The organism is Candidatus Thermoplasmatota archaeon (assembly GCA_030018475.1).
Taxonomy (GTDB): Archaea; Thermoplasmatota; JASEFT01; order JASEFT01; family JASEFT01; genus JASEFT01.
The window spans coordinates 1-26306 of sequence record JASEFT010000004.1 but is presented as its reverse complement, the minus strand read 5'-3'; the positions used below and the strand labels follow the sequence as shown (position 1 = coordinate 26306).

Genomic DNA, 26306 nt, shown 5'->3' with positions numbered 1-26306 from the left:
TCGATTTACTAAAAACTAATCGTACCGTCTTTTATTATAATCTTCTTCTCTCCGCTCTTATCACGCACTTCAAAAGTAGGTTTGTAGAAAAGGAAATCTCTATGTGTTTTTGATTTGTTTCTACCGCCAGGCATGTTCTCGTTATTGCCGAAAGCAATATGAGCAGTGCCGCCTGCCTTCTCATCCTCTAGCAAAATTCCGGAAAGCTTTGCTTTAGGATTTAAACCGATACCGAGCTCGCCAATAACGCTTGCCTCGTCATCAATAGAAGTTAGCTCTCTCACCCTATCAACGAGTGCTCTGTCCTCGCTCTCAAGAGCTGCAATTTTGCCGCCTCTCACCTCTATTCTCAGTTTATTTTTTACCCGCCCTAAATCACCGATACTACCATCGCAAACGAGAATACCATTAGCTTTATCCTCTACTGGCGCGCACCATATTTCGCCTGCAGGCAAATTGCCAAAAGTACTTGGCTTGATTTTTACATCACTCTCAAATGCTCTGCCGGCTATATTCAAAACAATATCTGTACCGCTTGGCGCTGTAATGTGAACTTCTTCTGCATTTTTAAATTTTTTTATTACAGCATCGACATTTTCAGCAATTTTTTGGTAATCAGCGCCCATAGCACCTAGCATCATCTCTTTTGTTATACCGGGCGCATGACCTACTCTAGCAGTTGTTGCAATCTCAGCTTTTATTAACTTTATTCTGAAAGGGGTCTCTTCTGCAAAACCTTCAAATGCGTTCACTATTACATCGTTATTGGGAATAAGCGCGCTCAGCTCCTTAGGCAATTCTTTGAGAGGGCGCAACTTCTCAGGAATAATATAAATCTTAGCGCTCGCACCCAATTTCTCAGAAGCTTCACAAAAAGTCTGCCCTATCTCTTTTTTCTTCTCATCCGTAATTACGAGCACTTTTTCATTCTCACTTAAACTCAATACTACTTTTAATACGTTTAGCGCGCCTTGAAGCATATTGGTACAATAACGTTTTAACAAAATAAATCTATTGCGCTTCTCTCAGAGCCCACCTTAGAGCGCTTTATTTTCTGGGAAGCGCGACATTTTCTATTGTAGCATTTGGATATTTTTATTAGTTGCGTGTACCGTACAGTACGCACACTTACGAATTTGTTTTAGACGTTAGTGAGAATGTGCTTTACTATCGCTTTTCGCTCTGAAAGTTTTATCTCTTTCTAAGGCAATCTGTCGATATATGAGTCTTCCATGACAACTTTCGCGACCCTTTGTTACATTAAAAAAGATAATAAAATATTACTTCAGAAAAAATCCAAAGGATTATTTGGTAGTGGAAAATGGAATGCGCCAGGCGGAAAACTAAAAGAAAATGAACTTCCTGAAAAATGTGCTGTTCGAGAAGTTTTTGAGGAGACGGGGCTCAGAGTAAATAAACTAGAAAAAATTGGAAAATTGATTTTTTATACTGATGAGAACGAAACGCCCTGCTGGATAGTTTATGTTTTTCTTACAACAGATTTTAGCAGAAAATTAAAAAATAATTATTTTGAAGGCGAATTGAAATGGTTTGACGAAGATAATTTACCATACGATGAGATGTGGGAAGATGATAGAATTTGGGTGCCTTTACTTTTAAAGCGCAAAAAATTTGTAGGAAGATTCTATTTTAGTGAGAAGTTTGAAAAGATGATTGATTATAAGATAGACGTTGCTCATTGAGATGATTTAACAAGTTCTCCGACTCTGTTTTGAGAAACTCTCCCCCGTCATCACGCAAATATTTTTTATTCTCTTTGCTCAAACTCCCGCCTTTCTATCAACCAACCACTTCAATTAACTCCAATCCTCTACAACCCCCTCGTCATTGTAAGTAGAAAAAAATCATTCAAAGCGTTTTGCTCGCAATTCGCCAGCCTGAGCAAAAATTCTGATTACTAGTTAAAAATTGAAAGTTTAATTTTTTCACTAATTTTTCTTACGAGTTCGATATATTTTTATCGCCCTAATACTTTTGCTAACTCAGATGAAAGTCATACCCATAGCTGCCGATTCCCTAGGAGTGCGCTCAATGGCTACCTATGTAGAAACAAAAGAATTGAAAATTTTCATTGATCCAGGCGCTGCTTTGGGACCTTCACGCTACGGCTTGCCGCCTGCAAAAGAAGAATGGCAAGCTTTAGACAAAGCATATCAAGAAATTGACAGGGTTGCAAAGCTCTGCGATGTTTTGATAATCTCACATTATCATTACGATCATCACGACCCAAACAGCGATTTTTACAAAGGCAAAAAGGTATTCGCCAAAAATAGATTGGAAAACATAAATCTTAGCCAGAAAGAGAGAGGCAAATATTTTGAAGAGCGAGTAATTGAGAAATGCAAACTCGTTTATTGCGATTCGCAAGAGTTTGAATTTAAAAATCTTAAAATAAAATTCTCAGAGCCTTTCTATCATGGCGTAGAAAGGACAAGACTCGGTTTTGTGTTGATGACTTCCATAGAAGAGAATAACAAATTTAAGTTCCTGTACACTTCTGATGTGCAAGGCCCTGTAAGCAAGCAATGCTGTGAGTATATAATTAAAGAAAAGCCGGATTTGCTTTATGTCGATGGCCCACCAACGCTATTTTTGGGCTGGAAGTTCAGCTACAAGAATTTAGAAGTAGCTATAGAAAACTTACTTAGAATAATAAAAGAGCTGAACTGCGAAATAATTCTGGACCACCATTTACTGAGGGATTTAAGGTACAAAGAGCTTTTAAGCAGAGTGTATGCTAAAGGTAATGTGAAATCGTGCGCTGAGTATTTAGGAGTAGCATTAAACATGCTCGAAGCTCGTAGAAAGGAGTTGTGGAGTAAATGATAGGAAAAATAGAAAAGATAGGTAAAATTATTAAGAAGTTAGAGGTTAAAATTGGCAAGCTGGAGGAGAAAGCTGATAAGCTAGAGGATAAATACAAAGGCAAAGTTATAAAAGCGGAGATAGAACGTAGAAAAAAAGCGCTGGCGCTGAAAGCAAGCAATCTAAGGACTAAAATTAAAAGATTAGAAAGGGTTAGATTGTATTTCGAAAAGAAAATGAAAGAAAGGGAGGAGAAGGGACGAAAGAAAAAATGATTGTAAGCGACGAAATTGTTATAAAAACCAAAGGCGAGATTGAAATTATAGATTTAACTGAAAAAGTCTCCTCGCTTATAGAGAAAGCTAAACTAAAAAAAGGTATTCTCGTGCTTTTCGTGCCTGGCTCTACAGGCGCTCTGACTACTTTAGAATACGAGCCAGGGTTACTTAAAGACTTACCTAAAGCGCTCGAGAGACTTTTTCCTAGAGATATAGAGTACAAGCATCACGAGACATGGCACGATTATAACGGGCATAGCCATGTAAGAGCTTCTTTTATAGGGCCTAGTCTAACAATACCTGTAAAGAACGGCAAATTGACTTTAGGCACATGGCAACAGATTGTTTTTATTGAGCTTGATGTTCGTGCAAGAGAGCGAAGAATAGAAGTTCAAATTATAGGAGAGTAAACTCAGCGACGAAGTCCTTTTTGACCGGCTTTTTAGGTGAGTTTATCCGCTGAGTTTAAGTAAACTACTCCAATAACCTTCAGCTCGCTCTCTGTTATTCTCAGTTCCTTTTCCTCCACTATAGCAGGATTTACAGGTAATAGTAGTATTGATTCGCTCACAGTTACTTGATCCCTAGTCAGCTGTAAAAATCTAAGTTTACAAGTTCGTAATATAATCTTGACAACTCAGTAGGGCTAACTCCGTTAGCTACTTCTAAATTTGTAAGATCTTCAGACTTAGACCTCGTAATCACAAGACCTTTAAAGCTGTGAGTGACTATAGCTCTCCTTTTTATAATGTATGCGCTACTACAAACAATATCGATTCTTTTTGCAAGTTCTTCTCCGCAACTGTAGCCATAGCGCTTGAGTGGCTTTCTAGTAGTTAATATCCTTAAACAATAAATACTCTCAAATCTATTTTGGAATAGGTAGTGGGTAGGAGTATAATTTGGTAAAGCTTACGCCTATGATGGCGCAATATCAAGCGATCAAGCAGAAATATCCAAATACAATATTATTGTTTAGAGTTGGTGATTTCTACGAAACTTTTTATGAAGATGCTCAGCTCGTTTCAAAAGAGCTTAATATTGTATTAACATCTCGTGAAAATGCGCCTTTAGCAGGCGTGCCTTATCATGCGCTCGATGCCTACCTCAATAGACTTGTTAGAAAAGGCTATAAAGTAGCTATTTGTGAGCAGTTAGAAGATCCTAAACTAGCGAAAGGAGTCGTTAAAAGAGATGTAGTTAGAGTAATTACGCCAGGGACGATACTTGAAGATTCTATACTGTCAGAGAAAGCTAATAACTATTTGATGGCGATGGTGGGATCTAATAATGGTTTAGGAGTCGCTTTCGTAGATATTTCTACAGGCGAGTTTCTAACTACTCAACTAGAGCTAGATAGTAGCTATGAGAAGCTAAGCTCTGAGATTTCTAGATTTAAGCCCTCTGAGGTTATAGCACCTCACACAATAATTGAGAACAGTAAGTTGAAGGAGCTTTTCGTAGCTCGTAGCATATACATAACAGAATATTCTGAGAAAGAATTTGAGTATGAGAAAGCGCTAAGAAAGCTAAAAGAGCTTTTTAAAGGAGAGATTTTGGAAATTGAGAATCTGGAGCTTGCTATAAGAGCTTCAGGAGCTGTACTTTCATATTTAGAAGAGACTCAAAAATCAATTCCACATATCGCTAAAATAAAACATTATTTATCAACTCAATACATGGGGCTAGACGCTACCACAGCAAGGAATTTAGAGCTTTTGCAAAATGTGCGCGACGGCAGCGAGAATAATACGTTAGTTGCTGTTTTAGATAGCACTCTCACAGGAATGGGTGCAAGAACTCTAAGAAGGTGGCTTCTCTGTCCTTTAATAGACAAATCTGAAATCATAAAGCGTTTGAATGCAGTTGAAATTTTAGTTAAAGATATTTTTTTAAGAAAGGATTTAGAAGAGCGGTTGAGCAAAATAAAAGATTTAGAGAGGCTCATCACTAGAATTTCTTACGGTAATGCTACTCCTAGAGATATTATAAACTTAAAAAACTCAGTTAAGTTTTCGAAAGAGCTGAAAAAGCTCGTTCTTAGCATTCCTGATAATTTATTGGCGGTTAGCATTCTAAAGGAGTTAGCTGAGCGAATAGATAGCCTTGAAGATATTGCTGAGCTTATAGAAAATGCTATCGTTGAAGAGCCCCCCACGCACATCAAAGAAGTAATTGGTATTATCAGAAAAGGTTATGATAAAGAGCTTGATAGCTTAAGGAACGAGCTTCAAGGAGGCAAGAATTGGATAACCACGCTAGAAGCAAGGGAAAGAGCAAGAACAGGCATAAAATCGCTTAAAGTGGGCTATACAAGTATTTTCGGATATTATATTGAAGTGAGTAGGGCTAATTTAAAATTAGTGCCTCAAGATTATATTAGAAAGCAAACTCTAGCTAACGCAGAAAGATTTACAACTGAAGAGCTAAAGGCGAAAGAAGCCCTCATAATAACTGCAGAAGAGCGTGTGAAAAATTTAGAAGCTGAGCTTTTTCAGAAAGTGCGTAAAAGTATAGCAGAGCAAGCTAATAGAGTGTTAGAGACTGCAAAAGCTGTCGGGGTAATAGATACTATTTACTCTTTAGCAGTTACTGCAGTTGCAAATAATTATACCAAGCCTGAGATTACCGAAGATGATATTATTAAAATTGTAGATGGAAGACATCCTGTAGTGGAGCGTGCTACTCAGAGCTTTGTACCTAATGATACTTTGCTAGATTGCAGAGGGAACAAAATGATGATTATCACGGGGCCTAACATGTCTGGAAAATCTACATACATGCGCCAGGTAGCTCTTATAACTTTACTTGCGCAGATAGGTAGTTTCGTTCCTGCTAAATATGCCAGCATTGGAATTGTGGACAGAATATTCACAAGGGTTGGCGCTTTCGATGATTTAGTTAGAGGGCAATCTACTTTCATGGTAGAAATGACAGAAGTTGCTAATATTTTAAAGAATGCAACTTCTAAATCTTTGATTCTACTTGACGAGATAGGTAGAGGAACTAGTACTTTTGATGGCTTGAGCATTGCATGGGCTGTTGCGGAGTATATTCATAGCAAAAAAATAGGTGCAAAAACAATGTTCGCCACACATTATCATCATTTAACAGAGCTTGCAGAAGTTCTCCATGGCGTAGTGAATTACAATATTGCAGTTAAAGAAGAGAAAGACGAAATAATATTTCTGAGAAAGCTCATACCAGGAGGTACAAATAAAAGTTATGGAGTAAAGGTAGCTGCGCTTGCAGGCTTACCTAAAGAATTAGTAAAGCATGCTGAAGAGATATTAAAAAAATTAGAGTATGAAAGTATGATAGATGTTGTTAGCGAAGATAAAAAAATAAGGACTATTTCTCCTAGATATACCCAGCTTATACTACCTTCACTTAGTAGCGAAGATAGCGAAGTAATCAAAGAGTTGAAAGAGCTTGATATTAATAAACTAACGCCTTTAGAAGCTCTTATAAAAATTGGGGAGCTAAAAAAGAAATGCAGAAAATAAAAATCCTTGATAGCGAGACAATTTCTAAAATTGCTGCCGGAGAAGTTATAGAAAGACCTGCAAGTGTCGTGAAAGAGCTTGTAGAAAACGCCCTTGACGCAGGCGCGAGTAAAATTTATATTGAGGTAGAAGATGCGGGACTGAAAAAAATATTGGTTCGCGATGACGGTTGCGGAATGAGTAGAGAAGACGCAAAGCTTGCTTTTGAAAGGCATTCTACAAGCAAACTAGAAAAAATAGAAGATTTAGAGAAACTTGAAACTTTAGGGTTTAGAGGAGAAGCTTTACCAAGTATTGCATCTGTGAGTTTTACGGAAATGGTAACTAAAACGCAAGAATGCGAAGTCGGCACTTACATTGCAGTAGAATATGGCAAACCGAAGGAAACAAAAGATATAGGCTCGCCAGTTGGCACAACTGTTACCGTAAAAAATCTATTCTATAATGTACCTGTAAGAAGAAAATTCTTGAAATCCAGAAGGATAGAGTTGAGTCATATAATTGATGTTGTTACTAGATATGCGCTTATACATTACCATAAAACATTTAAATTAGTTAGTAACAATGAAGAGCTTCTATTCTCACCAAGCTCTAAAAGCATGCTAGAAACTATTACTGCAATTTATGGAAAAGAGTATGGAAGAGCTTTGATACCTTTGAGTTACAAGACAGAAACAATTGCAATCTCAGGTTATATATCAAAACCTTCGCTTACAAGAGCTACTCCTTCGCACCAATCTATTTATGTAAATAGGAGGTATATAACGAGCAGGATAGTTAGCGATGCAATTAAAGATGCCTATTTCAGACTGGTAACTAAAGATAGATACCCAGTAGCAGTAGTGGCTATTAAAATTGATCCCAAACTAGTTGATGTGAACATACATCCTACAAAAAGCCAGCTCAAGTTCAGCAATGAAATTGAAATTTACGGTTCTGTAGTCGCTTGCGTTAGGGAAGCATTGAGCCATGAAAAATTAATTCCTGAGCCTAAAAGAGAAGAAATTAAACTGATAAGTGAAATTTACAAAGCACCTGAGCTAAAGCCATTGCCGCACTTGCCCAAAGAAGGTGTAAAGCTTATCAAGCCACAATATTTGCAGGAAGAAAGAATTACTGTTTTAAAAGAGGGTCGCAAACTGCCTGAACTTAGAATTGTTGGACAGGCTTTGGATAGTTTTATAGTTGCAGAGGCTCGAAACGCTATTTTAGTTATAGACCAGCATGCAGCTCATGAAAGAATAATGCTGGAGAAATTGAAAGCTCAAAGTGAGAATATTGAGATTCAAGAGTTACTTGAGCCTTTGGTCCTGGAACTCAACCCTAAGGAAGAGTTTGTACTGAGAAACAATTTAGGAATATTTGAAGAGCTTGGCTTTAAAATAGAAAATTTCGGTAGAGCTATGTATAAGTTAAGTACAGTGCCAATTCTCTTAGGAAAATTGAAGAAGAAAGAAGATTTTGTAGATGTTATTGACGAACTTGCAAGTGCTGGCAAATTGGAAGCGGGTGAAGGGACGAGACGCAAACTAATAGAGCTATTGGCATGTAAATCTGCAATTAAAGCTAACGAAAAGCTAGGCATTCAAGAAATTGAGAAATTAATAAAAGAGCTGGGCTCTTTAGAAGAGCCTTATACATGTGCTCACGGCAGACCTACAATTATAGAACTGAGTAGAAAAGAGCTTGACAGAATGTTTAAAAGAACTTAGTAATATATAGCATACATACCTGCTAACGTGGGCCCGTAGCTTAGCATGGTTGGAGCGCCCGGCTGATAGCAGCCTTTTTCTTTTCTCTGGAAGAGAAAAGAAAAACGCCAGTCAGTTTCTTTCTTTTTGTGAAAAAGATCCGCAGGAATTGCCTAAGGCAATTCCTAGGAACGTAAGGAGTGCTTCCCACTCCTTAGTAAGAAAGGGCTGTGAGTGACCGGGAGGTCATGAGTTCGAATGCCGTGGACTACGTCCACTACATTTTCAACCCGTAGTTGCGGCTTGAAAATCTCATCGGGCCCACTAAAATATTTTTCTAGAAACCTATTTAATATTAGAAAATCTTTATCAGCTACAGCCCTTTTTCTTCTCTTGAGAAGAGAAGAAAAAGCGTTGACGGAAAAAGAAGAGAAGCAAGGGTTACTTTGTAACCCTTGAGAATACGAAGGTTGTTAATGCAACTGCGAATACTGATTGCGTAGCAACAAACGATGGTTAAGGTTATCCCTTACAGGATAACCTAGTTTCTCTTTCTTTCCGTGAACGCTTTCTTTCTCTTTGAAAAAGAGAAAGAAAGGGCTCGGGCCCGTAGATCAGTGGAAGATCGCCACACTTGCAAGAAAGGAACCTTTCAGGGGAAGAAAGAAAAACGGTGGTTAATCCATTCTTTTCCCAGATATGTGGAGGACTCGGGTTCGAGCATTTCCGAAGGAAATGCGAGAGAGGATGAGAGCTCCGCTCTCATCCGAATCACAAAAATGCGCAAGCATTTTTGTGCAGAATAAATCGTATTTCATCTGGAGATCGAGATTCCCGACGGGTCCATCTCCACTTCGGGCTTTTATTGGTATACAATGTTCTGCTAGAGTTCTGTACACGATAGGTTTAAATTGTCATTTGTGAGAAATCCAGCTATTAAATGACTAAAGCTTCATTAGCCATCTACAGCATTGTTATTCTCTTTTTTACTTTAAGCTCTGCCTACAGTATTAAAGCTAATTTGCAAAATCCTACGAGCTCAATTCTCATAATAGAAATCTATTACGATACTTATCTTCCTTACGAGCCTGAAGAATACATTAAAATTTACAATCCTACTGAGAATAATATTGATATTAGTAACTGGGAATTAACTGATTTAGAAGGAAATTTTGTATTTCCAAACTGTACTATTTTAAAATCAAAAGAAAGTATCTACGTTACAAGGAATAGTAGCGCTTTCAACAGCGAGCTTGGTTTTACAGCAAACTTCGAGGTCAATAATAAATTTCAGCTTGCAAATTCTGGCGATGATGTTATACTCAAAGATGCACGTGGAAATGTTATTGATGCTATCATTTATGGAAATTCAAATTATAATGGCGAAGGCTGGGTTGGCAAGCCTGCTAGAGCGGTTAGTGAAGGCACTATACTGAAAAGGAAAATTTCTGAGGTCTCTGGGCTATATTTAGACAGCGATAGCGCGTCCGATTGGGATAGCCCAAGAATTTATAAGGTTGGGCAGTCAAATTTCGAATATAAAACTTTTCAACTTAATACTACCGTTGTAGCTTTCGTATCGCCTGATAGTAGCTTCCAAGTAGTCAAAGAAGAGTTAGAAAAAGCAAAAGAATCTGTATATTTGAGCCTCTATCAGTTGACAAACTATCAGCTAGCGAAATATTTAATTAACGCAAGCGAAAGAAATGTAGATATAAAAATACTTCTTGAGGGCTCGCCAGTCGGCTGGAATTTTAGTAATGTAGATGAGCAGGAGTATTACGAGGGAATAAACGCTTATAGAGAGGCATATCTGGAGAAGTACATTTGTAGCATGCTCCTCGAAAAAGGTTGCGAGATTAGATTTATGGTATCAGATAGCGAGAGAAATATTCCTACACGCTACAATTATCTACACTCGAAATATGCTGTTATCGATAATCACACACTAATAATTTCTTCTGAAAACTGGAAGCCTACTGGTATTCCTATGGATAATACTTATGGCGATAGGGGCTGGGGAGTTGTTATAAAAAGCTCGCAAGTAGCAAGATATTTTGCAGATGTGTTCTTTGAAGATTTTAATTTGAGCAAGAACGATATTATCCAGATGAATTTAAACGATGAGCGCTACTTGCCCCCCAACTGGTTCGTAGTAAGCGAGGAAGGAAGACCTACTACCCACTACAAACCTAAATTTGGAGTTAAAATAACCAACTCTTCATTTAATATCTCGCCCGTACTTTCGCCAGACAGCTCGTTACTTGAAAACAGCTCAGTTCTTGGGCTAATCAATTCAGCTAAAAAATATATCTATATTGAGCTACTATCGTGCAAACTTAATTGGAGCTCTTATCCAAACTTATATTTAGAAAGCGTAATTGATGCTGCAAGGCGTGGTTGCGAAGTTAAAATTTTACTTGACGGAAAATATGTAAGCAATGAAATAAACAAGCAAGATAATTTAGATACTGTAGCGTATGTAAATGGAATTGCACGGCGAGAAAATCTGAATTTAGAGGCGAAAGCACTGGTATTTGAAAAAAATTATTTAGCTAAAATTCACAATAAAGGTATAGTTGTGGATGGAGAAAAAGTCTTGATTTCAAGTATCAATTGGAATTACAACTCAGTAGCTAAGAATAGAGAAGCAGGTGTGATTATAGAGAATAGAGATACAGCAAAATATTTTGAAGATGTTTTTATTTTCGATTGGACAATAGAGCATAATAATGATAATGATAGCAATTACAACGAAAAAATTTCGCTGCCTTACTCGATTACGATAATTTTAATAGTAATAATAACTCTCTCCGTAATCAGAGATTTGAAAAAATAAAAATGAATGCTCTACTCTTAGCAATAATTTTAGTAATAATTGGAAGCTTTATCTACTCAGCAATAAAGAGGCTGTCGCTCCCACTTACAATAGTAATTGCAAATTTCATTATTTTTTTAATTTTAATCTCAGCAAATTTTTTACAATATTACGAGCTTTTAAACGATGCTATACTAACTTTGGGTTGCAAACCTAGCTATATTTCAAGCGCTAAATTCTATACTGTGTTAACACATTTATATTTACACGGCAGTATTTTCCATATACTGATAAACATGCTTTTTTTGATTTTTATAGGGTTGCCTTTTGAAGAAAGAGTTGGCTCTCCACGATTTGCATTCGTATATTTTGTATCAGGTATTTTTGCGGTATTGTTCAACGCATTAATTTTCTATCTTTCGCAAGGCAGTATTGCGCAAGACGATCTCGGTATAGGAGCGAGTGGCGCTATATTTGGAATTATGTGCTCTTACGCATTTCTCTATCCTAAAGATGAAGTTGCAGCTCCTTTGGGCTTTGTATGGCTTCCTAGAGTTCCTATAATTATAGTTGCAGCTCTTTATTTTGGAATAGAAACCTTGTATACAGTCATGCGCGTCTCAGATAGTATCGGTCATATTGCACATCTCGGCGGCGCAATTGCAGGTATTTGTATAGCACCAGTACTTAAATTTAAATTGGCTGCTCAACTGAAAGGAATAAAATTCGCAGAGTTGGAGAAAATAGCTGAAATGCAAGAGGAGCTTAGAAACCTTATTGCTAAAATAAAAGCTGAAGATTTGGAAGAGATAAGAAGAGTTTGGTTAGAAGAATTTTTTAAAAGCGCTAAATGCTTGAGATGCAAAGGAGATTTTATGATTGGAAAAAGGTTCGCTAAGTGCAAGAGTTGCGGAGTTAAAATTAAATTTTACTCGAGTTTAGGCAAACTACAATAAAACGTTAAATTGATAGTTTTTGAGCTAGATATAATTAAGTCATGATAAAAATCACAGCCGAGAAATTTTCAGTTGAAAAAATAATAGAAAAAATAAAATCTTCAAGAGCAGGCGCTATTGTCTGCTTTTTAGGCATTGTTAGAAACGATAAAATAAGATCGATGAAGATAGAGTGTTATAAAAAAATGGCGAAAAAGGAGCTCAGAAAATTAGTGCAAGAAGCTGAGAAGAGATTTGATATTCATAAGATTTCTATTGTGCACAGGATAGGCAAACTAAAAGTTTCTGATAATATTGCACTTATAGCAGTAGCCTCAGAGCACAGAGAGCAAGCTTTTAAAGCCTGTGAATGGCTTATCGATGAGTTAAAGAAAGTTGTGCCTATTTGGAAGGAAGAAACAAAATGATAGATATCTCTGAGAAGCCGATTGTATCAAGATGCGCTGTTGCAAAGGGCGAAATCAAACTGAGAAAAGAAACTATAGAAGCAATTAGTAAAAAAACTGTAAAGAAAGGTGATGTATTAACGTGCGCAAAAGTAGCTTGCATTAGCGCTGTAAAAAACACCTCTCAACTCATTCCATTCTGCCATCAAATACCATTAAGCTCTGTAAAAGTTGATTTTGATTTGAAAGAAAGCTCAATAATCTGCAAATGCGAGGTGAAAGCTGAATACAAAACAGGCGTGGAGCTTGAAGCGCTAGTAGGTGTTACCACAGCTCTTCTCACTATTTGGGATCTTGTGAAATATCTAGAAAAGGATAAAGAAGGTCAATATCCATTTACTAGAATAACTAACATAGAGGTTACAAGGAAGGAAAAGAAAAGATGAGTTATAAAGAGCATGAAAATGAAGCTCTAAAACTAAGTAGCATGGGGTTTGCAGTAGTTACAATAAGCGATACGAGAACTAAAGAAAACGATGAATCAGGTGAGATAATTATGAAGAGTGTAGAGGATACTAACAATAAAACTGAGTATTACAATATTGTTAAAGATGACATAAAAGATGTTAAGGATGAAATAAAGAAGCTATTGAGTTTTAACAAAATCCAAATAATAATTACGAACGGCAGCACAGGTATAGGAAGTAGAGATATTGCTGTTGAAGCTATAAAGCCGTTACTCGAAAAAGAGCTTCCGGGCTTCGGAGAGCTTTTTAGAATGTTAAGCTATCAAGAGATAGGTAGTGCAAGCATGCTATCTAGAGCTTTCGCAGGGGTTGCAAATAAAAAGCTTATTTTCTGCCTACCCGGTAGCAAGAAAGCTGTAAAGCTTGCAATAGAAAAATTAATTCTACCGCAAGCGAAACATTTGATTTGGTCGTTACAAAGATGAAATTGTTCGGTTATTTAGTAAGCTTTAAAGATTCAAAGAAAATAATTCTAGAAAATATCAACCCAATAAAAAGTAAAACTAACATTCCCATTTCTCAAGCACTTGATAGAGTAAATGCAGAAAATATCTATGCAAATTTTGATCTGCCGTCATTCGACCGCGCTGCTATGGATGGCTATGCAGTAAGAGCAAAAGATACTTTCGGGGCATTGCAATACAGACCTAAAATTTTGAAAATTGTTGGGACTGCAGAGGTGGGAAAAACTCTTGGCATCAAAGTAATGAAGGGAGAGGCTGTTAGAATAGCTACAGGAGCTAAATTGCCTCAGGGTACAGATGCCGTGGTAATGGCTGAAAACGCTGAGGAGAAAAATAAAAAATTAAAGATTTTCAAGTCTGTAGCGCCTAAAGAAAATATTGGGCTGAGAGGAGAAGATATAAAGAGAGGCTCTTTGGTAATAAAGGAAGAGGATTTTATTACTGCAAGCAAAATTGGAGTAGTTGCAGGATTAGGTATTAGTAAAATAAAAGTCTGGCAAAAGCCAAAAGTTGCAATAATACCTACTGGGGAAGAAGTTTGTGAAGTTGGCAAAGAGCTAAAAGAAGGGCAAGTTTATGATATTAATACGCATACAATTTCTGCTATTGTAAAAAATAACGGATGCAAGAGCTTGATATTTCCAATAATACCTGATAAACTTGAAGCTCTAAGAAAAGCAGTAATTAAGAGTTTGAAGTGCGATTTGATAGTATTCTCAGGAGGGTCTTCTGTAGGCGAGCGCGACCTCCTCGTAAATGTAGTGCAAGAGCTTGGCGAAATAAAATTTCACGGTATTCAGATGAAGCCTGGCAAGCCTACACTCTTTGGTATAATTAAAGGAAAACCTATTTTCGGTATGCCGGGCTATCCTACCTCTTGCTTACTTAACGCCTATCTTCTCCTCGCACCCGCGCTAAGAAAGCTTGCTAGATTGCCTAAGAAAGAGGAAATTGTTGTAAAAGCTAAGCTGGCTAAAAGAGTCCATGGCAGTTTAGGGAGAAGATTCTTTTTAACTGTGAGATTAGAAAAAGGGCTTGCAATACCTGTATTCAAAGAGTCAGGCGCGATTACGAGTATGAGTGAAGCGCAAGGCTATATCGAAATACCTGAAAACGTAGATGTTTTAGAAAAGGGAGAAGAGGTAGAGGTGAAGCTGTTCTAAATTAAGTGAACTACAGATCTAATATATTTCGATGACAAAACTATTGTGACTGTTGCAATAGCTGCGATAGCAATTATTCTCAGCGCAGCAGCAATTTTATTGCTGCGAAAATATCGTTAGCTCACTCTTTTTTTATCTTTTAGTACCTTTCATTACTTTAACTAAAACAATTGGTATTACAATAACAGGAATTGCGACCATCGCTATTACAACTATCCAAATAGTTAATGGTAGAGCAACTTCGCCTTTCGGTGAAAGCAAAGTTTTAGCATGAACCTCCTCGGAATCGCTATAACCATAATCATTTACAACTCTAATTTTGAAGTAATAGTCTGTATTTGGAAGCAGTCCTGTAACGTCGTAAGAAGTTTTACTCTGCGTAGTTATAGCAGTTACCAAAGTATTATCGCTGATGGTAAAGTTCTGTACAGTTCCTTTATGAATCTCATATCTAAGAAAATTGGCATCTGTATTCCTGCTCCAAGAAAGAGTTACTGACGTTTTATATGTTGACTTGCACTCAAGTACTACAGGTGTAGGTGCAGAAACTGTAAGAGCTTTTAAAACAACAGAGCTTTTACCTTCAGGCATTAAGCTAGAAGTTACAATCAGCTCTACAATACCTATTGCCCCCCTTTCCGCATCGGAAGCGCTTATCACGCTGATATTTATCGATTTACTTGCTTGCCTCTCAAGAGATATAGATGCTACAGATTGGTAGCAAGTGCCGTCAATACAGAGATTAGCGCTCCATCCCTGCGGTAAAGACTTTAATAAGCGTAATGTATAAGTATCAGCCTCATTTCTGGTATTCTTCAATACTACATTAAAATTAGCAGTGCCTCCTATACTAACTTCAGTAACTGTTTGGTCAGGCTTAAGCTCAACATTAATGTATCTGAAATCGTTTGATTGTAAAATCTCTGCGGTGTAATAATATGGTGGCAAATCTGTCTCTGAGTGTGTCTCCCTATCATGTGTTTGAACGAATGTTACAACACCGAGTTTGTCTCTATCCCAACCTACTTGGAGCGTGAAATTCTTCGAAATTGCTAAACTCATTCCTTTTGACAGCGAAATTGGCTCGGCTACACTTTTTAACGCCGTGTACCTTAATCTATACTCTCTCCCATCAACGTATGCAGTCTCATTATGATCACTATAAAGTACAAAGTGGGCATAAAGATTGCTTAGCCCTATATCGCCTATCGCCTTTATTTCTACAGCTATTACCGCCTTGGCTCCCTCAATATAGCCTGTAGAAGTTATAACCAGTGGTGAGGGTATGGCTAGTCTCTCCTCTATTTTGCTTTTGTAATTGTTATATACCGTCCCATTATCAGGATCTTCTGAGCCTCCAACAACTCTACTCGTGCCATCGAAATATGCAGTTGGAAATGACATACGTGGGTCATAGAAGTCTTCCCTCTCACTGCCTGAGTTGTCTGCAGTAACATAATCATCGCCATTATGCCACTCAATGATCGTTAGCTTTGTTCTTGGATACTCTTTTGCAAGTCTGTCCATAGCACCTTCTCCACCCTGACAATACGTGCACCAAGTGCCTGTAAACAGTTCTGCTAAAACAGTTCTTTGCTGTTGCTCTGCTCCTTCCACTTTATCAGAAACAAAAGTGCAGGAGCTAAAAATCAAAGCGGTGGTAAGCATTAGCATTATGATTTTTCTCATTTCTCGCTTGCCTAAACAAATAAATAACCTCGAAGACTATTAATATTTTTGTGGTTGTAAAAGACAAAGTAGGCAGGAAAAGATACATTGCATTTGAAGTTATTGCTGCTAGAAAGATAGGTAAAGCGGAAATTGTTAGGCTTGTTGCCTCTGCTTTCGGTAAACTTGCGCATGAAATAAATCCTTGGGTAGTAAAATATAGAGCTAACAAAGGCCTGCTTAGATGCAAGCATACAAAAAAGGAAGAAGCCATAAAGATACTAACTTCGATAGGGTGTCTAGGTAGCGAAGAAATTAAAATAAAGACTATAGGTACTTCAGGAACTATTAAATGCGCTACTAGAAAATATCTTAAAAGGGGGCAAAAACCTTTATATTCCAATCAGTGTTTATAGATACTGAAAAAGGTGATAGAAAATGCAACCTGCAAATTTGGCCTATGATAGGGCTATAACTGTGTTTTCGCCAGACGGTAGACTATTTCAAGTAGAGTATGCAAGAGAAGCTGTAAAAAGAGGTACAACAGCAGTAGGTGCTAAATTCAAAGACGGTGCTGTGCTCATAATAGATAAAAGAGTAACTTCAAGACTTATAGAGCCTGTCTCTATTGAAAAAATTTATCAAATTGATGACCATATAGGATGCGCAACCTCAGGCTTAGTTGCAGATGCCAGAGTGCTCGTGGATAGGGCTAGAATAGAAGCGCAAATCAACAAAATTTATTACGATGAAAAAATACCGGTAGAACTACTAGTGAAAAGGCTGTGCGACTTCAAGCAGACTTATACACAGTTTGGCGGTGTAAGGCCTTTCGGCACAGCTCTCCTCATCGCAGGTATTGACGATCAAGGTGTACAGCTTTTTGAGACAGACCCCAGTGGAGCGCTAATGGCTTACAAAGCTGGAGCTATAGGCGAGGGAAGAAATACAGTACTAGAAATTTTCGAAAAGAAATATAGAGATGAAATAAGTGAAGAAGAAGTTATATTGTTAGCTTTAGAAGCTTTGCGTAAAGCAACTGAAGGCGAGCTTTTGCCGCATACAATAGAGATAGGTATTATTAGGAAAGGTGAGGTTTTCAGAAAATTTAGCCCAGAAGAAGTTCATGAGTACATCGCAAAACTGAAAAAGAAGAGCGAATAAACCAAAAATGGTGAGGTTAGAAGACTCAGTTATCGCAAGATATGAAGCTAAAGGTGAAAAGTTTGAAATTTTAATAGCGCCTGAAGCTGCTCAGAAATTAAGGAACAACGAGTCTGTCAACATACTTGAAAATCTTGTGATTGATACTGTGTTCAGAGATTCGAGCAAAGGCACAAGAGCTTCTGAAGAATCTTTAGCAAAAATATTTGGGACTACGGACATAGAGAAAGTAGCTAGAGAAATAGTTTTGAAGGGCGAGTTGCAAATTACAACGGAGCAGAGAAGAAAAATGATAGAGACCAAAAGAAAGGAGATTATAGCTACAATTGCTAGAAATGCTATAGATCCTAGAACGAATCTACCGCATCCAATTCAAAGGATAGAGCTAGCATTCGAGCAGGCGAAAGTTAGGATAGACCCTTTTAAGGCTACAGAAGTGCAACTAAAAGATGTGCTAGATGCGCTAAAGCCAATACTGCCGATAAGATTTGAAAAAATCACTGTTGAGATAAAAGTAGAAGCTGCAAGCTACGGTAAAATTTACAACTATATAAAAGCAAGCGGAGCAATAAAGAAGGAAGAGTGGACTAAAGATGGGTTTTTGATTTGTCATATAGAAATACCTGCTGGGTTGCAAACTGAGTTCTATGATAAGTTAAATCAGTTCACTAAAGGAAATATAGAGACTAAGATTATAAAATGATAGTTTCAGAAGAAGAGGGTGATAAGGATAAAGAGTTTAAGAGCCGTGAAATTGTACTTCCCGGCGAACTCATTGGTAATGAGCAGCTCATGCACGGCTCAGGCACGTATAAAGTAGCAAACAATATATATGCTTCTATAGTAGGGATAAAAAATATAAGAGCGAATTATGTGAGTGTTATACCTTTAGAGGGCAGATACATACCTAAAGTAGGCGATTCTTTGGTAGGCAAAATTATAGATGTTACTCCAAATCTATGGATTGTAGATATTAATTCACCTTATACTGCAGTTTTGTATATTACTGAAGTGCCTTGGCGAGTCGAGTTTGGCAATACAGCAAAATTTTTGAATATTAACGATACAATACTTTGCGATGTACTTTCTGTAGACGAAGCTAAAAGAGTGCAAGTTACTATGACTAAAGGCAGTAAAAAGCTCGTTGGAGGACAGATTATAGAAGTGGCGCCTTCTAGAGTGCCTAGAGTAATAGGTAAAAGCGCTTCAATGCTCACACTTATTAAAAATTATACTAAATGCAGGATTTTCGTAGCTCAAAACGGTAGAATATGGCTTGAAGGAGGGGCTGAGAACGTAAGGCTTGCTGTTATGGCGATAAAGAAAATAGAGAAAGAGTCTTATACAACAGGGCTTACGGAGAGAATACAGAAATTTTTAGAAATTTCTGTAAAAGGTGAAAAATGGAGCTAATAAAAGACGGTAAAAGATTGGATGGCCGTAATTTAGACGAACTTCGCCCTATTAAAATAGAGGCTGGAATTTTAAAGCGTGCAGATGGCTCCGCATACATAGAGTGGGGTAAAAACAAAATACTAGCAGCTGTTTACGGGCCTAGAGAGGTGCATCCAAGGCATTTACAAGACCCTACTAAGGCTTTGGTGCAATGCCGCTACAATATGGCACCTTTCTCTGTTACAGAGCGCAAGAAGCCAGGACCTGATAGACGCTCTGTAGAAATTTCTAAGATTATTTCTGAGGTTTTTGAAAACGTGATATTTACAGAGCAGTTTCCTAGAACTACTATAGACTTCTTTATAGAGGTTTTACAAGCAGATGCAGGTACTCGTTGCAGTGGTATTACTGCAGCTAGTGTTGCGCTAGCAGATGCTGGTGTGCCAATGCGCGATTTAATTCCTGCTTGCGCAGTAGGTAAAGTAGATGGCAAGCTAGTCGTTGACCTTTGTAAAGAAGAAGATAATAATGGCGAAGCAGATATGCCACTTGCAATAATTCCCAGAACTAAAGAAATATTATTACTGCAAATGGATGGAAAATTAAGTTTTGAAGAATTTGATAGAGCATTGAAAATGGGCTTTGAGGCTTGCAGCAAAATATACGAGCTACAGAAGCAGTCATTAAGAAAAAAGTACTCAAGTGGAATATAAAAATGGCTATTGCAGAACTTAAAAAAGATTATCTGTACGAACTCGTAGAGGGTGGGAAAAGAGCGGACGGTAGAAAATTTGATGAGTACAGAAAAATTTCGTTAGAAAAAAACCTGATAGCTAATGCTGAAGGGTCTGCAAGAGTTGGGCTGGGCAATACAGACGTACTGGTAGGAATAAAATTAGAGTTGGGCGAGCCTTATCCAGACGCACCAGAAAAAGGAGTGTTGACTACCTCTGCAGAGCTGGTACCTATAGCTTCGCCGGCGTTCGAGTCTGGTCCGCCCTCGCCGGAAGCTATAGAGCTTGCGCGTGTAGTAGATAGAGGGATAAGAGAGAGTGAAAGTATAAACTTAGCTAAGCTTTGCATAACTCCCAAAGAAAAAGTTTGGATAGTGTTTGTAGATATCCATGTGCTGGATTATGACGGCAACCTTTTCGATGCAAGTGCTTTAGCAGCTATTGCAGCTCTAACCACTACTCGCGTACCTGCCGACAGATTCGGGCTCGGCGAACCTTTTAATCTCCCTTTAGAGCATTTCCCAATTTCATGCACCTCTATAAAATTGGGTGAGGCAATAATGCTCGACCCTTGCTTAGACGAAGAAAGAGCTGCCTCAGCAAGAATTACTGTAGTACTAGACGAAAATAACAATATATGCGCTACCCAGAAGGGCTTAAAAGGAAGTTTCACTCAAGAAGAAGTCAATAAAATACTTGAAATTTCTAAACGAAGAAGTAATGAGGTTAGAAAGTTAATAAAATGAGTGCAGCTAAAAAAGTAGGTTCTGTGGCTAGGTTTGGAGCACGCTACGGCGTCAGCGTTAGACTGCGAGTTAAAGATATAGAGCAAAAAACACGTTCAAAATATCTATGCCCTTCCTGCAACTATATTGCAGTCAAAAGATTGGCAAGTGGCATTTGGAAGTGCAGGCATTGCAATACTAAATTTGCCGGCGCTGCCTATACACCAATAACTATGGCAAAGGTTGAAGAAGAGCAGGAGAGGAAATAAAAATGGATAGATATAAATGCGCTATTTGCAAAAACCCTATAGAGATAGATTTAAACATTCCTGGTATACAGTGCGATAAATGCGGATCTAGAATTTTTTATAAAGAGAGACCTAGCGGAACGAAGAAGATCAAGACAAATTAGATATGAAAATTGCAAACTTTGTTTTGGAGCTTGACAATAATAAAGCTCAGATTTTAAGGCAAGCTCTAATACCAGAAGGCAGACGCGAGATTCCAAGAACTAAAATAGAAATAAAAGCTGAAAAAAATAAATTTTTAGTGAGAATAGAGGCGCATGATACAAGCGCTTTAAGAGCTGCAATCAATTCATATTTGAGATGGATAGAGTGCGCTCTTAGAATTATTGAGTATAGCAAGAGCTAGCTCGATATTTTAAGATATCTAATTATTCCTCTCCACACCAGCAATAAAGGCATAATTTGTCTTTTGGTAAGCCTATTGCTTCTACCATGTCATCTAAAGTTTGATATCTCAGAGTAGTAACGTTAAGTTCATTTCTAATCCATTCTACCATTTGATAATATTTTTTGGAGGCTGGATTTAAATATTCTGTTATATCTTCTATATCCTTACCCTCAATAGCTCTTATAGCTCTACGAGCTACAAGCTCTTGGATTGTTCTAGTAGTAAGTGAAAATTTGCAAGGATAGAGCAAAGGAGGGCATGCAGGTCTTAAATGTATCTCCTTAGCGCCGTTCTCCCAGAGCTTTTGAATTGCTAGATTTTTTAGCTGTGTACCCCTAACAATAGAATCTTCACATAATACTATTCTATTACCATCGATTATTTCTCTGATAGGAATTAACTTCATTTTAGCAACTAGCTCTCTGATTTCTTGCGAAGGCGGAGTATAGCTCCTATCCCAACTTGGCGAATATTTAACTAAAGGTCTTCTAAAAGGTAGCTTTGATTCCATTGCATAGCCTATAGCGTGGGCAGTGCCTGAGTCAGGCACTCCTGCAACAAGGTCTGCCTTGAAATTATCTTTTTTTGCTAGCGCTCTTCCGCACCTTTCCCTTACTGACTCTACACACACATCTTCATAACTGGAGGCTGGATAGCCTGTATAGATCCACAAAAACGCGCAAAGCTTGCCTTCGCCACTACCACCTTTTTTAGTTTTAAGTCCTTCTTTAGTTGCCAATATTGTTTCACCAGGCTGAATGTATTTTTTTATTTTAAACCCTAAATTTGAAAAAGAGCAGGATTCTGAAGCTATGGCAATGTCTTTTCCTCTTTCTCCTATTACTAATGGCAAGCGCCCTCTCTCGTCTCTTGCCGCATAAATACCTTCTTCAGCAAGAATTAAAAGTGATATTGAGCCTTTAATTGAAGAGAGCGCTTTTTCAATGCCCTCTACAATGCTATCGCTTTGAACTATTAACCTTCCAACAAGCTCTGTAGTATTAATAACACCTTCACCAACTTCTGCAAAAGCTTCGCCCTTTTTTAGAAGAGACTGGGCTAGCTCGTCAGCGTTCTCAACCAATCCTGCGGTAGCTATTGCGAAAGTACCGAATTGTGAAGCTAGAGTTATCGGTTGTACATCTCTATCACTAATAACACCTATCCCTATATTGCCCTTCATTTCTTTATATTCATCAACGAATTTAGATTTGAATTGCGCTTGTGATATGTTATGAATACTTCTGTAGAGTTTGTCGCTCCATATCGCTAATCCCCCGTAGCCTGCGCCTAAATGAGTGTGATAGTCAGTACCATAAAACAGCGTTTTAGCGCAGTCTTCTTTACTAACAACTCCAAACAATCCGGTCATTTTTAAGCTCCTATACTGCCTCTATAGTTGAAGGTGGTTTGGGAGTTATGTTATAGGTGACGGAAACTATCTCAGGCAGTTCGGTTACTATTCTTTTAGCTAGTTTTTCTAAAGTTTCAAACTTAATTTTTGTAGGCGCTGCCACTCTTGCATCTTTACTTTCCCAGCATCTTACCTCAATCTGATAGCCAAATTTTCTTTTGCCTTCTTTTATTCCTGTAACTCTATCTTCATGCAAGATTGCTAGATACTGGAATGCTTTTGTATGTGCTAACTCTTCTTCGACAATGCTCGTTGCCTTCCTTACAAGCTCTATTCTTTGAGGAGTAACTTCGCCTATAACTCTTGCAGCCAAGCCTGGTCCTGGAAAAGGTATTCTTGCATATAATTCTTCAGGCAGCCCTAAAGCTTTAGCTACTTTTATTACGCCATCTTTACGAAGCTCTTTAAGAGGCTCTGCGATTTTGTATCCAAAAGCCTCTTTGGGATTTATGCCCAACTGCTCGAAAACGTTATGCTGGCGCTTTATACCTGCTACAGTCTCCTCTATATCTGTGAGTATAGTACCTTGCAGAAGATATTTAGCGCCGCTTTCTTTTATGAGCTTGGCAAATACATTTTTGTAAAAAGTTTGTGTGATACATTCCCTTTTAGCTTCTGGGTCCACTACCCCTTTTAAAGCTTTAAAAAATTGCTCTTTCGCATCTATTATTTCAACTTTCACGCCAAGCTTTCTGAAAAGCTCAGCTACTTTTTGAGGCTCGTTCTCGCGCATTAAACCACTGTCAATAAAATAAGTTTTAAGTCTTTCGCCCAAAGCTCTATAGCCTAATAAAGTAGCTGTTGAAGAATCTACGCCTCCTGAGAGTGCACTAATCGCAATACCGTTTCCAACAGCAGAAGAAATTTCCTCCACCTTCCTTTTTATAAAATCTTCTATATCTAAATTTTCTGGCTCTTTAACTCTCATGTTTAGGAAATATCAATTTGAAAGAGTTTAAGTTTTTCGTTCCTAGAGTCTAACTGGAATTCCTCGTTTGTGCAAGTATTCCTTTGCTTCTTTTACAGTGTATTTTCTGTGATGGAAAATGCTAGCTGCAAGTGCCGCTGATGCTTTGCCTTCACTTAAAACTTCAAAAATATGCTCTAAACTACCTGCGCCGCCCGAGGCGGTTATAGGCAGATTTGTAAATACTGCCAGCGCACGAGTACCTTCTACATCGTAGCCTTCCTCAGTGCCGTCTGTATGTATACCTGTATAAAGAATCTCACCAGCGCCTAAAGTTTTAACTTGCTTACCCCACTCGAGCATATCTATACCTGTACCCTCTGAGCCTCCTGAGATATATACCTCCCACTTGCCTTCCCTTACAAGTTTGCCGTCAATAGCGCAAACCACAGAGCGTGTGCCAAACTCGTCAGAAAGTTCTCTTATTAATTCGGGCCTTTTTACTGCGGCAGTGTTAACTGAGATTTTAGATGCCCCGCAGTCTAGAATCGCTCTAGCATCCTCTATGCTCCTTATACCACCGCCCACTGTTAATGGTATTGAAATTATGCTTGCTACTTTTCGAACGAGTTCTAACAATGTAGGCTTGCCTTCAGGAGTTGAAGCTATGTCTAAAAGCACGAGTTCGTCAGCTCCTTGCTCTTCATATAGCTCGGCATATTCTACAGGATCGCCTATTTCTATTAAACTTTTGAATCTCACACCTTTAACCAATTTACCATGGTGCGTGTCAAGACATGGAATTATTCGCTTGTAATAATCAGTCACCTTTCTACTCCATCGAACTGAAAAAAGCTCTGTAAGCTCTATAACTTTCGTAAATATCTGCTTTACTAGAAATCTCGAATGGCGAATGCATGCTCAAAATAGGTGGCCCCATATCTATAACGTCCATATTATATTCTGCAAGGTATTTAGCTACTGTGCCACCACCGCCTTCATCTACCTTACCAAGTTCGCTTGCCTGCCAAGCGATTTTCTCTCTGTTTAGCAAGTTACGAACTGCGCCAACATATTCTGCAGTAGCTTCGCTAGCCATGAACTTGCCACCGGCACCCGTATATTTTGTAATAACAACTCCTAAGCCAAGTTTGGCTGCATTTGCAATTTCATGCACTTCTTTGAAAGAAGGGTCAAGTGCCCCATTTACATCTGCAGAAATTGCTTTTGAGTTTGCAAGCGCATTTTTCAAAATATATTCGTCATATTTTCCGGTTAGGCTTAATAGTCTACTCACAAAATCCTCAAAGAACATTGATTTCATACCTGTAGCGCCTTCACTGCCTATCTCTTCCTTCTCTACAAACAAACCAATACAAGTTCTTTTAGGGCTTTTCAGTTCAAGAATAGCTTGTAATGAAGTATAAGCGCATATTCTGTCATCCTGCCCATAAGCGCCTATTAAAGAGCAATCGAATCCCACATCTTTAGATTTGCCTGCGGGTACAAACTCTAACTCAGCAGATACAAAATCCTCTTCAACCAAGCCGTATTTTTTGTTTAGCTCGTTGAGCAATTGCAACTTGATTTTCTCTTTTACCTTTTTATCTTTCACAGGAATACTGCCTACAATTATATTAAGCTCCTCACCTTTTATACCCTCACTAAGTTTGCGCTCATCTTGAATTTTTTTAGACAGATGAGGTAATAAATCAGGAATGACAAGTACAGGCTCGTCATTATCCTCGCCTATTTTGATATTTAGCTCTTTACCGTCTTTTTTAATTACTTTACCATACAAAGCAAGCGGTATATTCACCCAGTGATATTTTTTTATACCACCATAGTAGTGGGTTTTGAAAAGCCCTAGATAAGAATCTTTATCTTCGTAAAGAGGATTTGGCTTCAAATCCAATCTGGGGGCGTCTAAATGAGCAACTATTATATTAAGACCTTTTTCTAAACTTTCAGTACCAATAACTGCTAGAATGATATTTTTATGACGATTGACTTCATAAATTCTATCGCCATGCTTTAATTCTTTTAATTCATTCAAAGCTCTAAAACCTTTCTTTCTTATAAGCTCAACAATATATTTTACTGCTTGACGCTCTGTCTTGCATTCATCAATAAATTTTTTATAGCACTCTGCAAACTCGAATATCTTATTCTTTTTCGCTTTGTCCGCCTTCAGCCAAATGCTCTCCTTTCTCAAAGCTAGCTTTTCTTCAAGTTTAGAAATTTCTGGCATGTTCGTAAATCTTCTTTTTGGTTATTAAATTTAACTTTCAGATTGGTATATATTGTTCACAGAATAACTATACATCTCTGGGCAGAAACTTACTAATTTTTTATACATATAAAAAGTTCAAACTTTCTATACAACTTGTGGGCGGTCAGATGGTTTACTGTTTTGTTCCTTTTAATTTCTTTCTCTTCTTCGCAATCACTGCAAAAGATACTGCTAATAGTACTATAATCGCCACGATACCTGTGTAGAGCATCCAAGCTGGTGCCATAGGTTCGGCGGATATTTTCTCAGCCATTGGTGCGAATATTGTTAGATGGGTCACATTTGCCCATACAACATTTCGTTCTGTGTCAACATTTGTATTATTGCATTTCTTCCATTCTGAGCCAGTCCAATAGTACATTCTAAGCTCTGCTTCTTTATACCCGCAGGCGGAGTATTCGGATCGTACGGTATCTCGATATACGCCCACTCTAACTCAGATTAAGTGAAAGACTAAAAATCGCTTAATTGTGCAACAAAGCATCTGAAAAAATATGGTGACGAGAGAAAAATATGGTGTACTTTTGCGGAAATGTTTATTACATACTAAAACCAATAATCAAATTAATGAAGAGTTATCAAAAAAAGCTGAGATTCATCGTTGCTACCTTATGCTTTGTTTTAATAATATCAATGCTTCTTCTCTCTACAATGGGAGCTGTTCAGTTATCTGGAAAAACTACTAAATCGTTAGG

At 37.9% G+C, this 26306-nt stretch carries 29 protein-coding genes and 2 tRNA genes; 23 read left to right on the top strand and 8 right to left on the bottom strand.

Going from position 1 to position 26306, the window contains the following annotated elements:
• Nucleotides 1–8: 8 nt before the first annotated feature.
• On the bottom strand, nucleotides 9–980 hold the full coding sequence (locus QMD21_01360; protein MDI6855419.1) for an aminopeptidase: 972 nt from the start codon (nucleotides 978–980) through the stop codon (nucleotides 9–11).
• 252 nt (nucleotides 981–1232) lie between these two features.
• On the opposite strand from QMD21_01360, the gene QMD21_01355 reads away from it, so the two are divergent.
• From QMD21_01355 to QMD21_01340, 4 genes are all read left to right on the top strand, one after another.
• Nucleotides 1233–1703 (top strand): 8-oxo-dGTP diphosphatase, encoded by a 471-nt coding sequence (locus QMD21_01355; protein ID MDI6855418.1) that lies wholly within the window; start codon nucleotides 1233–1235, stop codon nucleotides 1701–1703.
• A 304-nt stretch (nucleotides 1704–2007) separates the two neighbouring features.
• Nucleotides 2008–2847: an MBL fold metallo-hydrolase gene (locus tag QMD21_01350; GenBank protein MDI6855417.1), complete on the top strand. Its 840-nt coding sequence runs from the start codon at nucleotides 2008–2010 to the stop codon at nucleotides 2845–2847.
• Nucleotides 2844–3101, top strand: coding sequence for a hypothetical protein (locus QMD21_01345; GenBank protein MDI6855416.1), 258 nt, complete (start codon nucleotides 2844–2846; stop codon nucleotides 3099–3101). Before QMD21_01350 ends, QMD21_01345 begins: the two co-directional genes overlap by 4 nt.
• The gene (locus QMD21_01340) at nucleotides 3098–3514 is read left to right on the top strand and encodes a secondary thiamine-phosphate synthase enzyme YjbQ (GenBank protein MDI6855415.1); all 417 of its coding nucleotides are present in this window, start codon (nucleotides 3098–3100) and stop codon (nucleotides 3512–3514) included. Before QMD21_01345 ends, QMD21_01340 begins: the two co-directional genes overlap by 4 nt.
• A gap of 32 nt (nucleotides 3515–3546) precedes the next feature.
• Here QMD21_01340 and QMD21_01335 read toward each other — a convergent pair whose 3' ends face one another.
• Nucleotides 3547–3675 carry a hypothetical protein gene (locus tag QMD21_01335; protein ID MDI6855414.1) on the bottom strand — a complete coding sequence of 43 codons (129 nt, stop codon included), beginning with the start codon at nucleotides 3673–3675 and terminating at the stop codon, nucleotides 3547–3549.
• 349 nt (nucleotides 3676–4024) lie between these two features.
• Here QMD21_01335 and mutS point away from each other — a divergent pair, with 349 nt between their 5' ends.
• From mutS to QMD21_01285, 10 genes are all read left to right on the top strand, one after another.
• Nucleotides 4025–6610 carry a DNA mismatch repair protein MutS gene (gene mutS / locus QMD21_01330; GenBank protein ID MDI6855413.1) on the top strand — a complete coding sequence of 862 codons (2586 nt, stop codon included), beginning with the start codon at nucleotides 4025–4027 and terminating at the stop codon, nucleotides 6608–6610.
• Nucleotides 6598–8322 (top strand): DNA mismatch repair endonuclease MutL, encoded by a 1725-nt coding sequence (gene mutL, locus QMD21_01325; protein MDI6855412.1) that lies wholly within the window; start codon nucleotides 6598–6600, stop codon nucleotides 8320–8322. Before mutS ends, mutL begins: the two co-directional genes overlap by 13 nt.
• Before the next feature lie 29 nt (nucleotides 8323–8351).
• Nucleotides 8352–8625 (top strand) — tRNA-Ile (locus tag QMD21_01320).
• A 279-nt stretch (nucleotides 8626–8904) separates the two neighbouring features.
• A tRNA-Ala gene (locus tag QMD21_01315) sits at nucleotides 8905–9147 on the top strand.
• 94 nt (nucleotides 9148–9241) lie between these two features.
• A complete protein-coding gene (locus tag QMD21_01310; GenBank protein MDI6855411.1) occupies nucleotides 9242–11140 on the top strand; it encodes a phospholipase D-like domain-containing protein in 1899 nt (632 codons plus the stop codon).
• 2 nt (nucleotides 11141–11142) lie between these two features.
• Nucleotides 11143–12075, top strand: coding sequence for a rhomboid family intramembrane serine protease (locus QMD21_01305; GenBank protein ID MDI6855410.1), 933 nt, complete (start codon nucleotides 11143–11145; stop codon nucleotides 12073–12075).
• Between the two features lie 41 nt (nucleotides 12076–12116).
• Nucleotides 12117–12482, top strand: a complete 366-nt coding sequence (locus tag QMD21_01300; GenBank protein ID MDI6855409.1) for a molybdenum cofactor biosynthesis protein MoaE — start codon at nucleotides 12117–12119, stop codon at nucleotides 12480–12482.
• Nucleotides 12479–12907: a cyclic pyranopterin monophosphate synthase MoaC gene (gene moaC, locus QMD21_01295; protein MDI6855408.1), complete on the top strand. Its 429-nt coding sequence runs from the start codon at nucleotides 12479–12481 to the stop codon at nucleotides 12905–12907. Before QMD21_01300 ends, moaC begins: the two co-directional genes overlap by 4 nt.
• Complete coding sequence (locus QMD21_01290) at nucleotides 12904–13413, top strand: MogA/MoaB family molybdenum cofactor biosynthesis protein (GenBank protein MDI6855407.1); 510 nt, start codon at nucleotides 12904–12906, stop codon at nucleotides 13411–13413. The genes moaC and QMD21_01290 overlap by 4 nt, the downstream gene beginning before the upstream one ends.
• Nucleotides 13395–14615 carry a molybdopterin-binding protein gene (locus QMD21_01285; GenBank protein ID MDI6855406.1) on the top strand — a complete coding sequence of 407 codons (1221 nt, stop codon included), beginning with the start codon at nucleotides 13395–13397 and terminating at the stop codon, nucleotides 14613–14615. Before QMD21_01290 ends, QMD21_01285 begins: the two co-directional genes overlap by 19 nt.
• A 132-nt stretch (nucleotides 14616–14747) precedes the next feature.
• On the opposite strand, the gene QMD21_01280 is transcribed toward QMD21_01285, so the two are convergent.
• Entirely contained in the window at nucleotides 14748–16232 is a 1485-nt protein-coding gene (locus tag QMD21_01280) for a fibronectin type III domain-containing protein (protein MDI6855405.1), read from the bottom strand.
• 122 nt (nucleotides 16233–16354) lie between these two features.
• Here QMD21_01280 and QMD21_01275 point away from each other — a divergent pair, with 122 nt between their 5' ends.
• Genes QMD21_01275 through QMD21_01235 form a run of 9 tightly spaced genes read left to right on the top strand, consistent with a single transcriptional unit; the run spans nucleotide 16355 to nucleotide 20955 of the window.
• Nucleotides 16355–16699 carry an Rpp14/Pop5 family protein gene (locus QMD21_01275; GenBank protein MDI6855404.1) on the top strand — a complete coding sequence of 115 codons (345 nt, stop codon included), beginning with the start codon at nucleotides 16355–16357 and terminating at the stop codon, nucleotides 16697–16699.
• A 22-nt stretch (nucleotides 16700–16721) separates the two neighbouring features.
• A complete protein-coding gene (gene psmA, locus QMD21_01270; GenBank protein ID MDI6855403.1) occupies nucleotides 16722–17447 on the top strand; it encodes an archaeal proteasome endopeptidase complex subunit alpha in 726 nt (241 codons plus the stop codon).
• Between the two features lie 7 nt (nucleotides 17448–17454).
• Complete coding sequence (locus tag QMD21_01265; GenBank protein MDI6855402.1) at nucleotides 17455–18150, top strand: ribosome assembly factor SBDS; 696 nt, start codon at nucleotides 17455–17457, stop codon at nucleotides 18148–18150.
• On the top strand, nucleotides 18147–18860 hold the full coding sequence (gene rrp4 / locus QMD21_01260) for an exosome complex RNA-binding protein Rrp4 (protein ID MDI6855401.1): 714 nt from the start codon (nucleotides 18147–18149) through the stop codon (nucleotides 18858–18860). The genes QMD21_01265 and rrp4 overlap by 4 nt, the downstream gene beginning before the upstream one ends.
• Nucleotides 18851–19555 carry an exosome complex exonuclease Rrp41 gene (gene rrp41 / locus QMD21_01255; GenBank protein ID MDI6855400.1) on the top strand — a complete coding sequence of 235 codons (705 nt, stop codon included), beginning with the start codon at nucleotides 18851–18853 and terminating at the stop codon, nucleotides 19553–19555. Before rrp4 ends, rrp41 begins: the two co-directional genes overlap by 10 nt.
• 2 nt (nucleotides 19556–19557) lie before the next feature.
• Nucleotides 19558–20322: an exosome complex protein Rrp42 gene (gene rrp42, locus QMD21_01250; GenBank protein MDI6855399.1), complete on the top strand. Its 765-nt coding sequence runs from the start codon at nucleotides 19558–19560 to the stop codon at nucleotides 20320–20322.
• Entirely contained in the window at nucleotides 20319–20570 is a 252-nt protein-coding gene (locus QMD21_01245) for a 50S ribosomal protein L37ae (GenBank protein ID MDI6855398.1), read from the top strand. The genes rrp42 and QMD21_01245 overlap by 4 nt, the downstream gene beginning before the upstream one ends.
• Nucleotides 20571–20572: 2 nt before the next feature.
• The gene (locus QMD21_01240) at nucleotides 20573–20713 is read left to right on the top strand and encodes a DNA-directed RNA polymerase subunit P (protein ID MDI6855397.1); all 141 of its coding nucleotides are present in this window, start codon (nucleotides 20573–20575) and stop codon (nucleotides 20711–20713) included.
• Between the two features lie 2 nt (nucleotides 20714–20715).
• Entirely contained in the window at nucleotides 20716–20955 is a 240-nt protein-coding gene (locus QMD21_01235) for a KEOPS complex subunit Pcc1 (GenBank protein ID MDI6855396.1), read from the top strand.
• 22 nt (nucleotides 20956–20977) lie between these two features.
• Here the strand turns inward: QMD21_01235 and QMD21_01230 are convergent, their stop codons facing one another.
• The 5 genes from QMD21_01230 to QMD21_01210 form a co-directional block, all read right to left on the bottom strand.
• Nucleotides 20978–22369 carry an amidophosphoribosyltransferase gene (locus tag QMD21_01230; GenBank protein ID MDI6855395.1) on the bottom strand — a complete coding sequence of 464 codons (1392 nt, stop codon included), beginning with the start codon at nucleotides 22367–22369 and terminating at the stop codon, nucleotides 20978–20980.
• Between the two features lie 10 nt (nucleotides 22370–22379).
• On the bottom strand, nucleotides 22380–23339 hold the full coding sequence (locus tag QMD21_01225; GenBank protein MDI6855394.1) for an asparagine synthase-related protein: 960 nt from the start codon (nucleotides 23337–23339) through the stop codon (nucleotides 22380–22382).
• Nucleotides 23340–23381: 42 nt separating this feature from the next.
• Nucleotides 23382–24146: an imidazole glycerol phosphate synthase subunit HisF gene (gene hisF, locus QMD21_01220; protein MDI6855393.1), complete on the bottom strand. Its 765-nt coding sequence runs from the start codon at nucleotides 24144–24146 to the stop codon at nucleotides 23382–23384.
• 4 nt (nucleotides 24147–24150) lie between these two features.
• Nucleotides 24151–25569 carry an aminopeptidase gene (locus tag QMD21_01215; protein ID MDI6855392.1) on the bottom strand — a complete coding sequence of 473 codons (1419 nt, stop codon included), beginning with the start codon at nucleotides 25567–25569 and terminating at the stop codon, nucleotides 24151–24153.
• Between the two features lie 154 nt (nucleotides 25570–25723).
• The gene (locus QMD21_01210; GenBank protein ID MDI6855391.1) at nucleotides 25724–25972 is read right to left on the bottom strand and encodes a hypothetical protein; all 249 of its coding nucleotides are present in this window, start codon (nucleotides 25970–25972) and stop codon (nucleotides 25724–25726) included.
• Nucleotides 25973–26306: the final 334 nt, after the last annotated feature.

What these genes read in the sequence shown, in the direction of transcription:
- QMD21_01360 (MDI6855419.1), bottom strand. Translation starts at nt 980, where the DNA reads ATGCTTCAAGGCGCGCTAAACGTATTAAAAGTAGTATTGAGTTTAAGT.
- QMD21_01355 (MDI6855418.1), top strand. Translation starts at nt 1,233, where the DNA reads ATGACAACTTTCGCGACCCTTTGTTACATTAAAAAAGATAATAAAATA.
- QMD21_01350 (MDI6855417.1), top strand. Translation starts at nt 2,008, where the DNA reads ATGAAAGTCATACCCATAGCTGCCGATTCCCTAGGAGTGCGCTCAATG.
- QMD21_01345 (MDI6855416.1), top strand. Translation starts at nt 2,844, where the DNA reads ATGATAGGAAAAATAGAAAAGATAGGTAAAATTATTAAGAAGTTAGAG.
- QMD21_01340 (MDI6855415.1), top strand. Translation starts at nt 3,098, where the DNA reads ATGATTGTAAGCGACGAAATTGTTATAAAAACCAAAGGCGAGATTGAA.
- mutS (MDI6855413.1), top strand. Translation starts at nt 4,025, where the DNA reads ATGATGGCGCAATATCAAGCGATCAAGCAGAAATATCCAAATACAATA.
- mutL (MDI6855412.1), top strand. Translation starts at nt 6,598, where the DNA reads ATGCAGAAAATAAAAATCCTTGATAGCGAGACAATTTCTAAAATTGCT.
- QMD21_01310 (MDI6855411.1), top strand. Translation starts at nt 9,242, where the DNA reads ATGACTAAAGCTTCATTAGCCATCTACAGCATTGTTATTCTCTTTTTT.
- QMD21_01305 (MDI6855410.1), top strand. Translation starts at nt 11,143, where the DNA reads ATGAATGCTCTACTCTTAGCAATAATTTTAGTAATAATTGGAAGCTTT.
- QMD21_01300 (MDI6855409.1), top strand. Translation starts at nt 12,117, where the DNA reads ATGATAAAAATCACAGCCGAGAAATTTTCAGTTGAAAAAATAATAGAA.
- moaC (MDI6855408.1), top strand. Translation starts at nt 12,479, where the DNA reads ATGATAGATATCTCTGAGAAGCCGATTGTATCAAGATGCGCTGTTGCA.
- QMD21_01290 (MDI6855407.1), top strand. Translation starts at nt 12,904, where the DNA reads ATGAGTTATAAAGAGCATGAAAATGAAGCTCTAAAACTAAGTAGCATG.
- psmA (MDI6855403.1), top strand. Translation starts at nt 16,722, where the DNA reads ATGCAACCTGCAAATTTGGCCTATGATAGGGCTATAACTGTGTTTTCG.
- QMD21_01265 (MDI6855402.1), top strand. Translation starts at nt 17,455, where the DNA reads ATGGTGAGGTTAGAAGACTCAGTTATCGCAAGATATGAAGCTAAAGGT.
- rrp4 (MDI6855401.1), top strand. Translation starts at nt 18,147, where the DNA reads ATGATAGTTTCAGAAGAAGAGGGTGATAAGGATAAAGAGTTTAAGAGC.
- rrp41 (MDI6855400.1), top strand. Translation starts at nt 18,851, where the DNA reads ATGGAGCTAATAAAAGACGGTAAAAGATTGGATGGCCGTAATTTAGAC.
- rrp42 (MDI6855399.1), top strand. Translation starts at nt 19,558, where the DNA reads ATGGCTATTGCAGAACTTAAAAAAGATTATCTGTACGAACTCGTAGAG.
- QMD21_01245 (MDI6855398.1), top strand. Translation starts at nt 20,319, where the DNA reads ATGAGTGCAGCTAAAAAAGTAGGTTCTGTGGCTAGGTTTGGAGCACGC.
- QMD21_01240 (MDI6855397.1), top strand. Translation starts at nt 20,573, where the DNA reads ATGGATAGATATAAATGCGCTATTTGCAAAAACCCTATAGAGATAGAT.
- QMD21_01235 (MDI6855396.1), top strand. Translation starts at nt 20,716, where the DNA reads ATGAAAATTGCAAACTTTGTTTTGGAGCTTGACAATAATAAAGCTCAG.
- QMD21_01230 (MDI6855395.1), bottom strand. Translation starts at nt 22,369, where the DNA reads ATGACCGGATTGTTTGGAGTTGTTAGTAAAGAAGACTGCGCTAAAACG.
- QMD21_01225 (MDI6855394.1), bottom strand. Translation starts at nt 23,339, where the DNA reads ATGAGAGTTAAAGAGCCAGAAAATTTAGATATAGAAGATTTTATAAAA.
- QMD21_01215 (MDI6855392.1), bottom strand. Translation starts at nt 25,569, where the DNA reads ATGCCAGAAATTTCTAAACTTGAAGAAAAGCTAGCTTTGAGAAAGGAG.
- QMD21_01210 (MDI6855391.1), bottom strand. Translation starts at nt 25,972, where the DNA reads ATGTACTATTGGACTGGCTCAGAATGGAAGAAATGCAATAATACAAAT.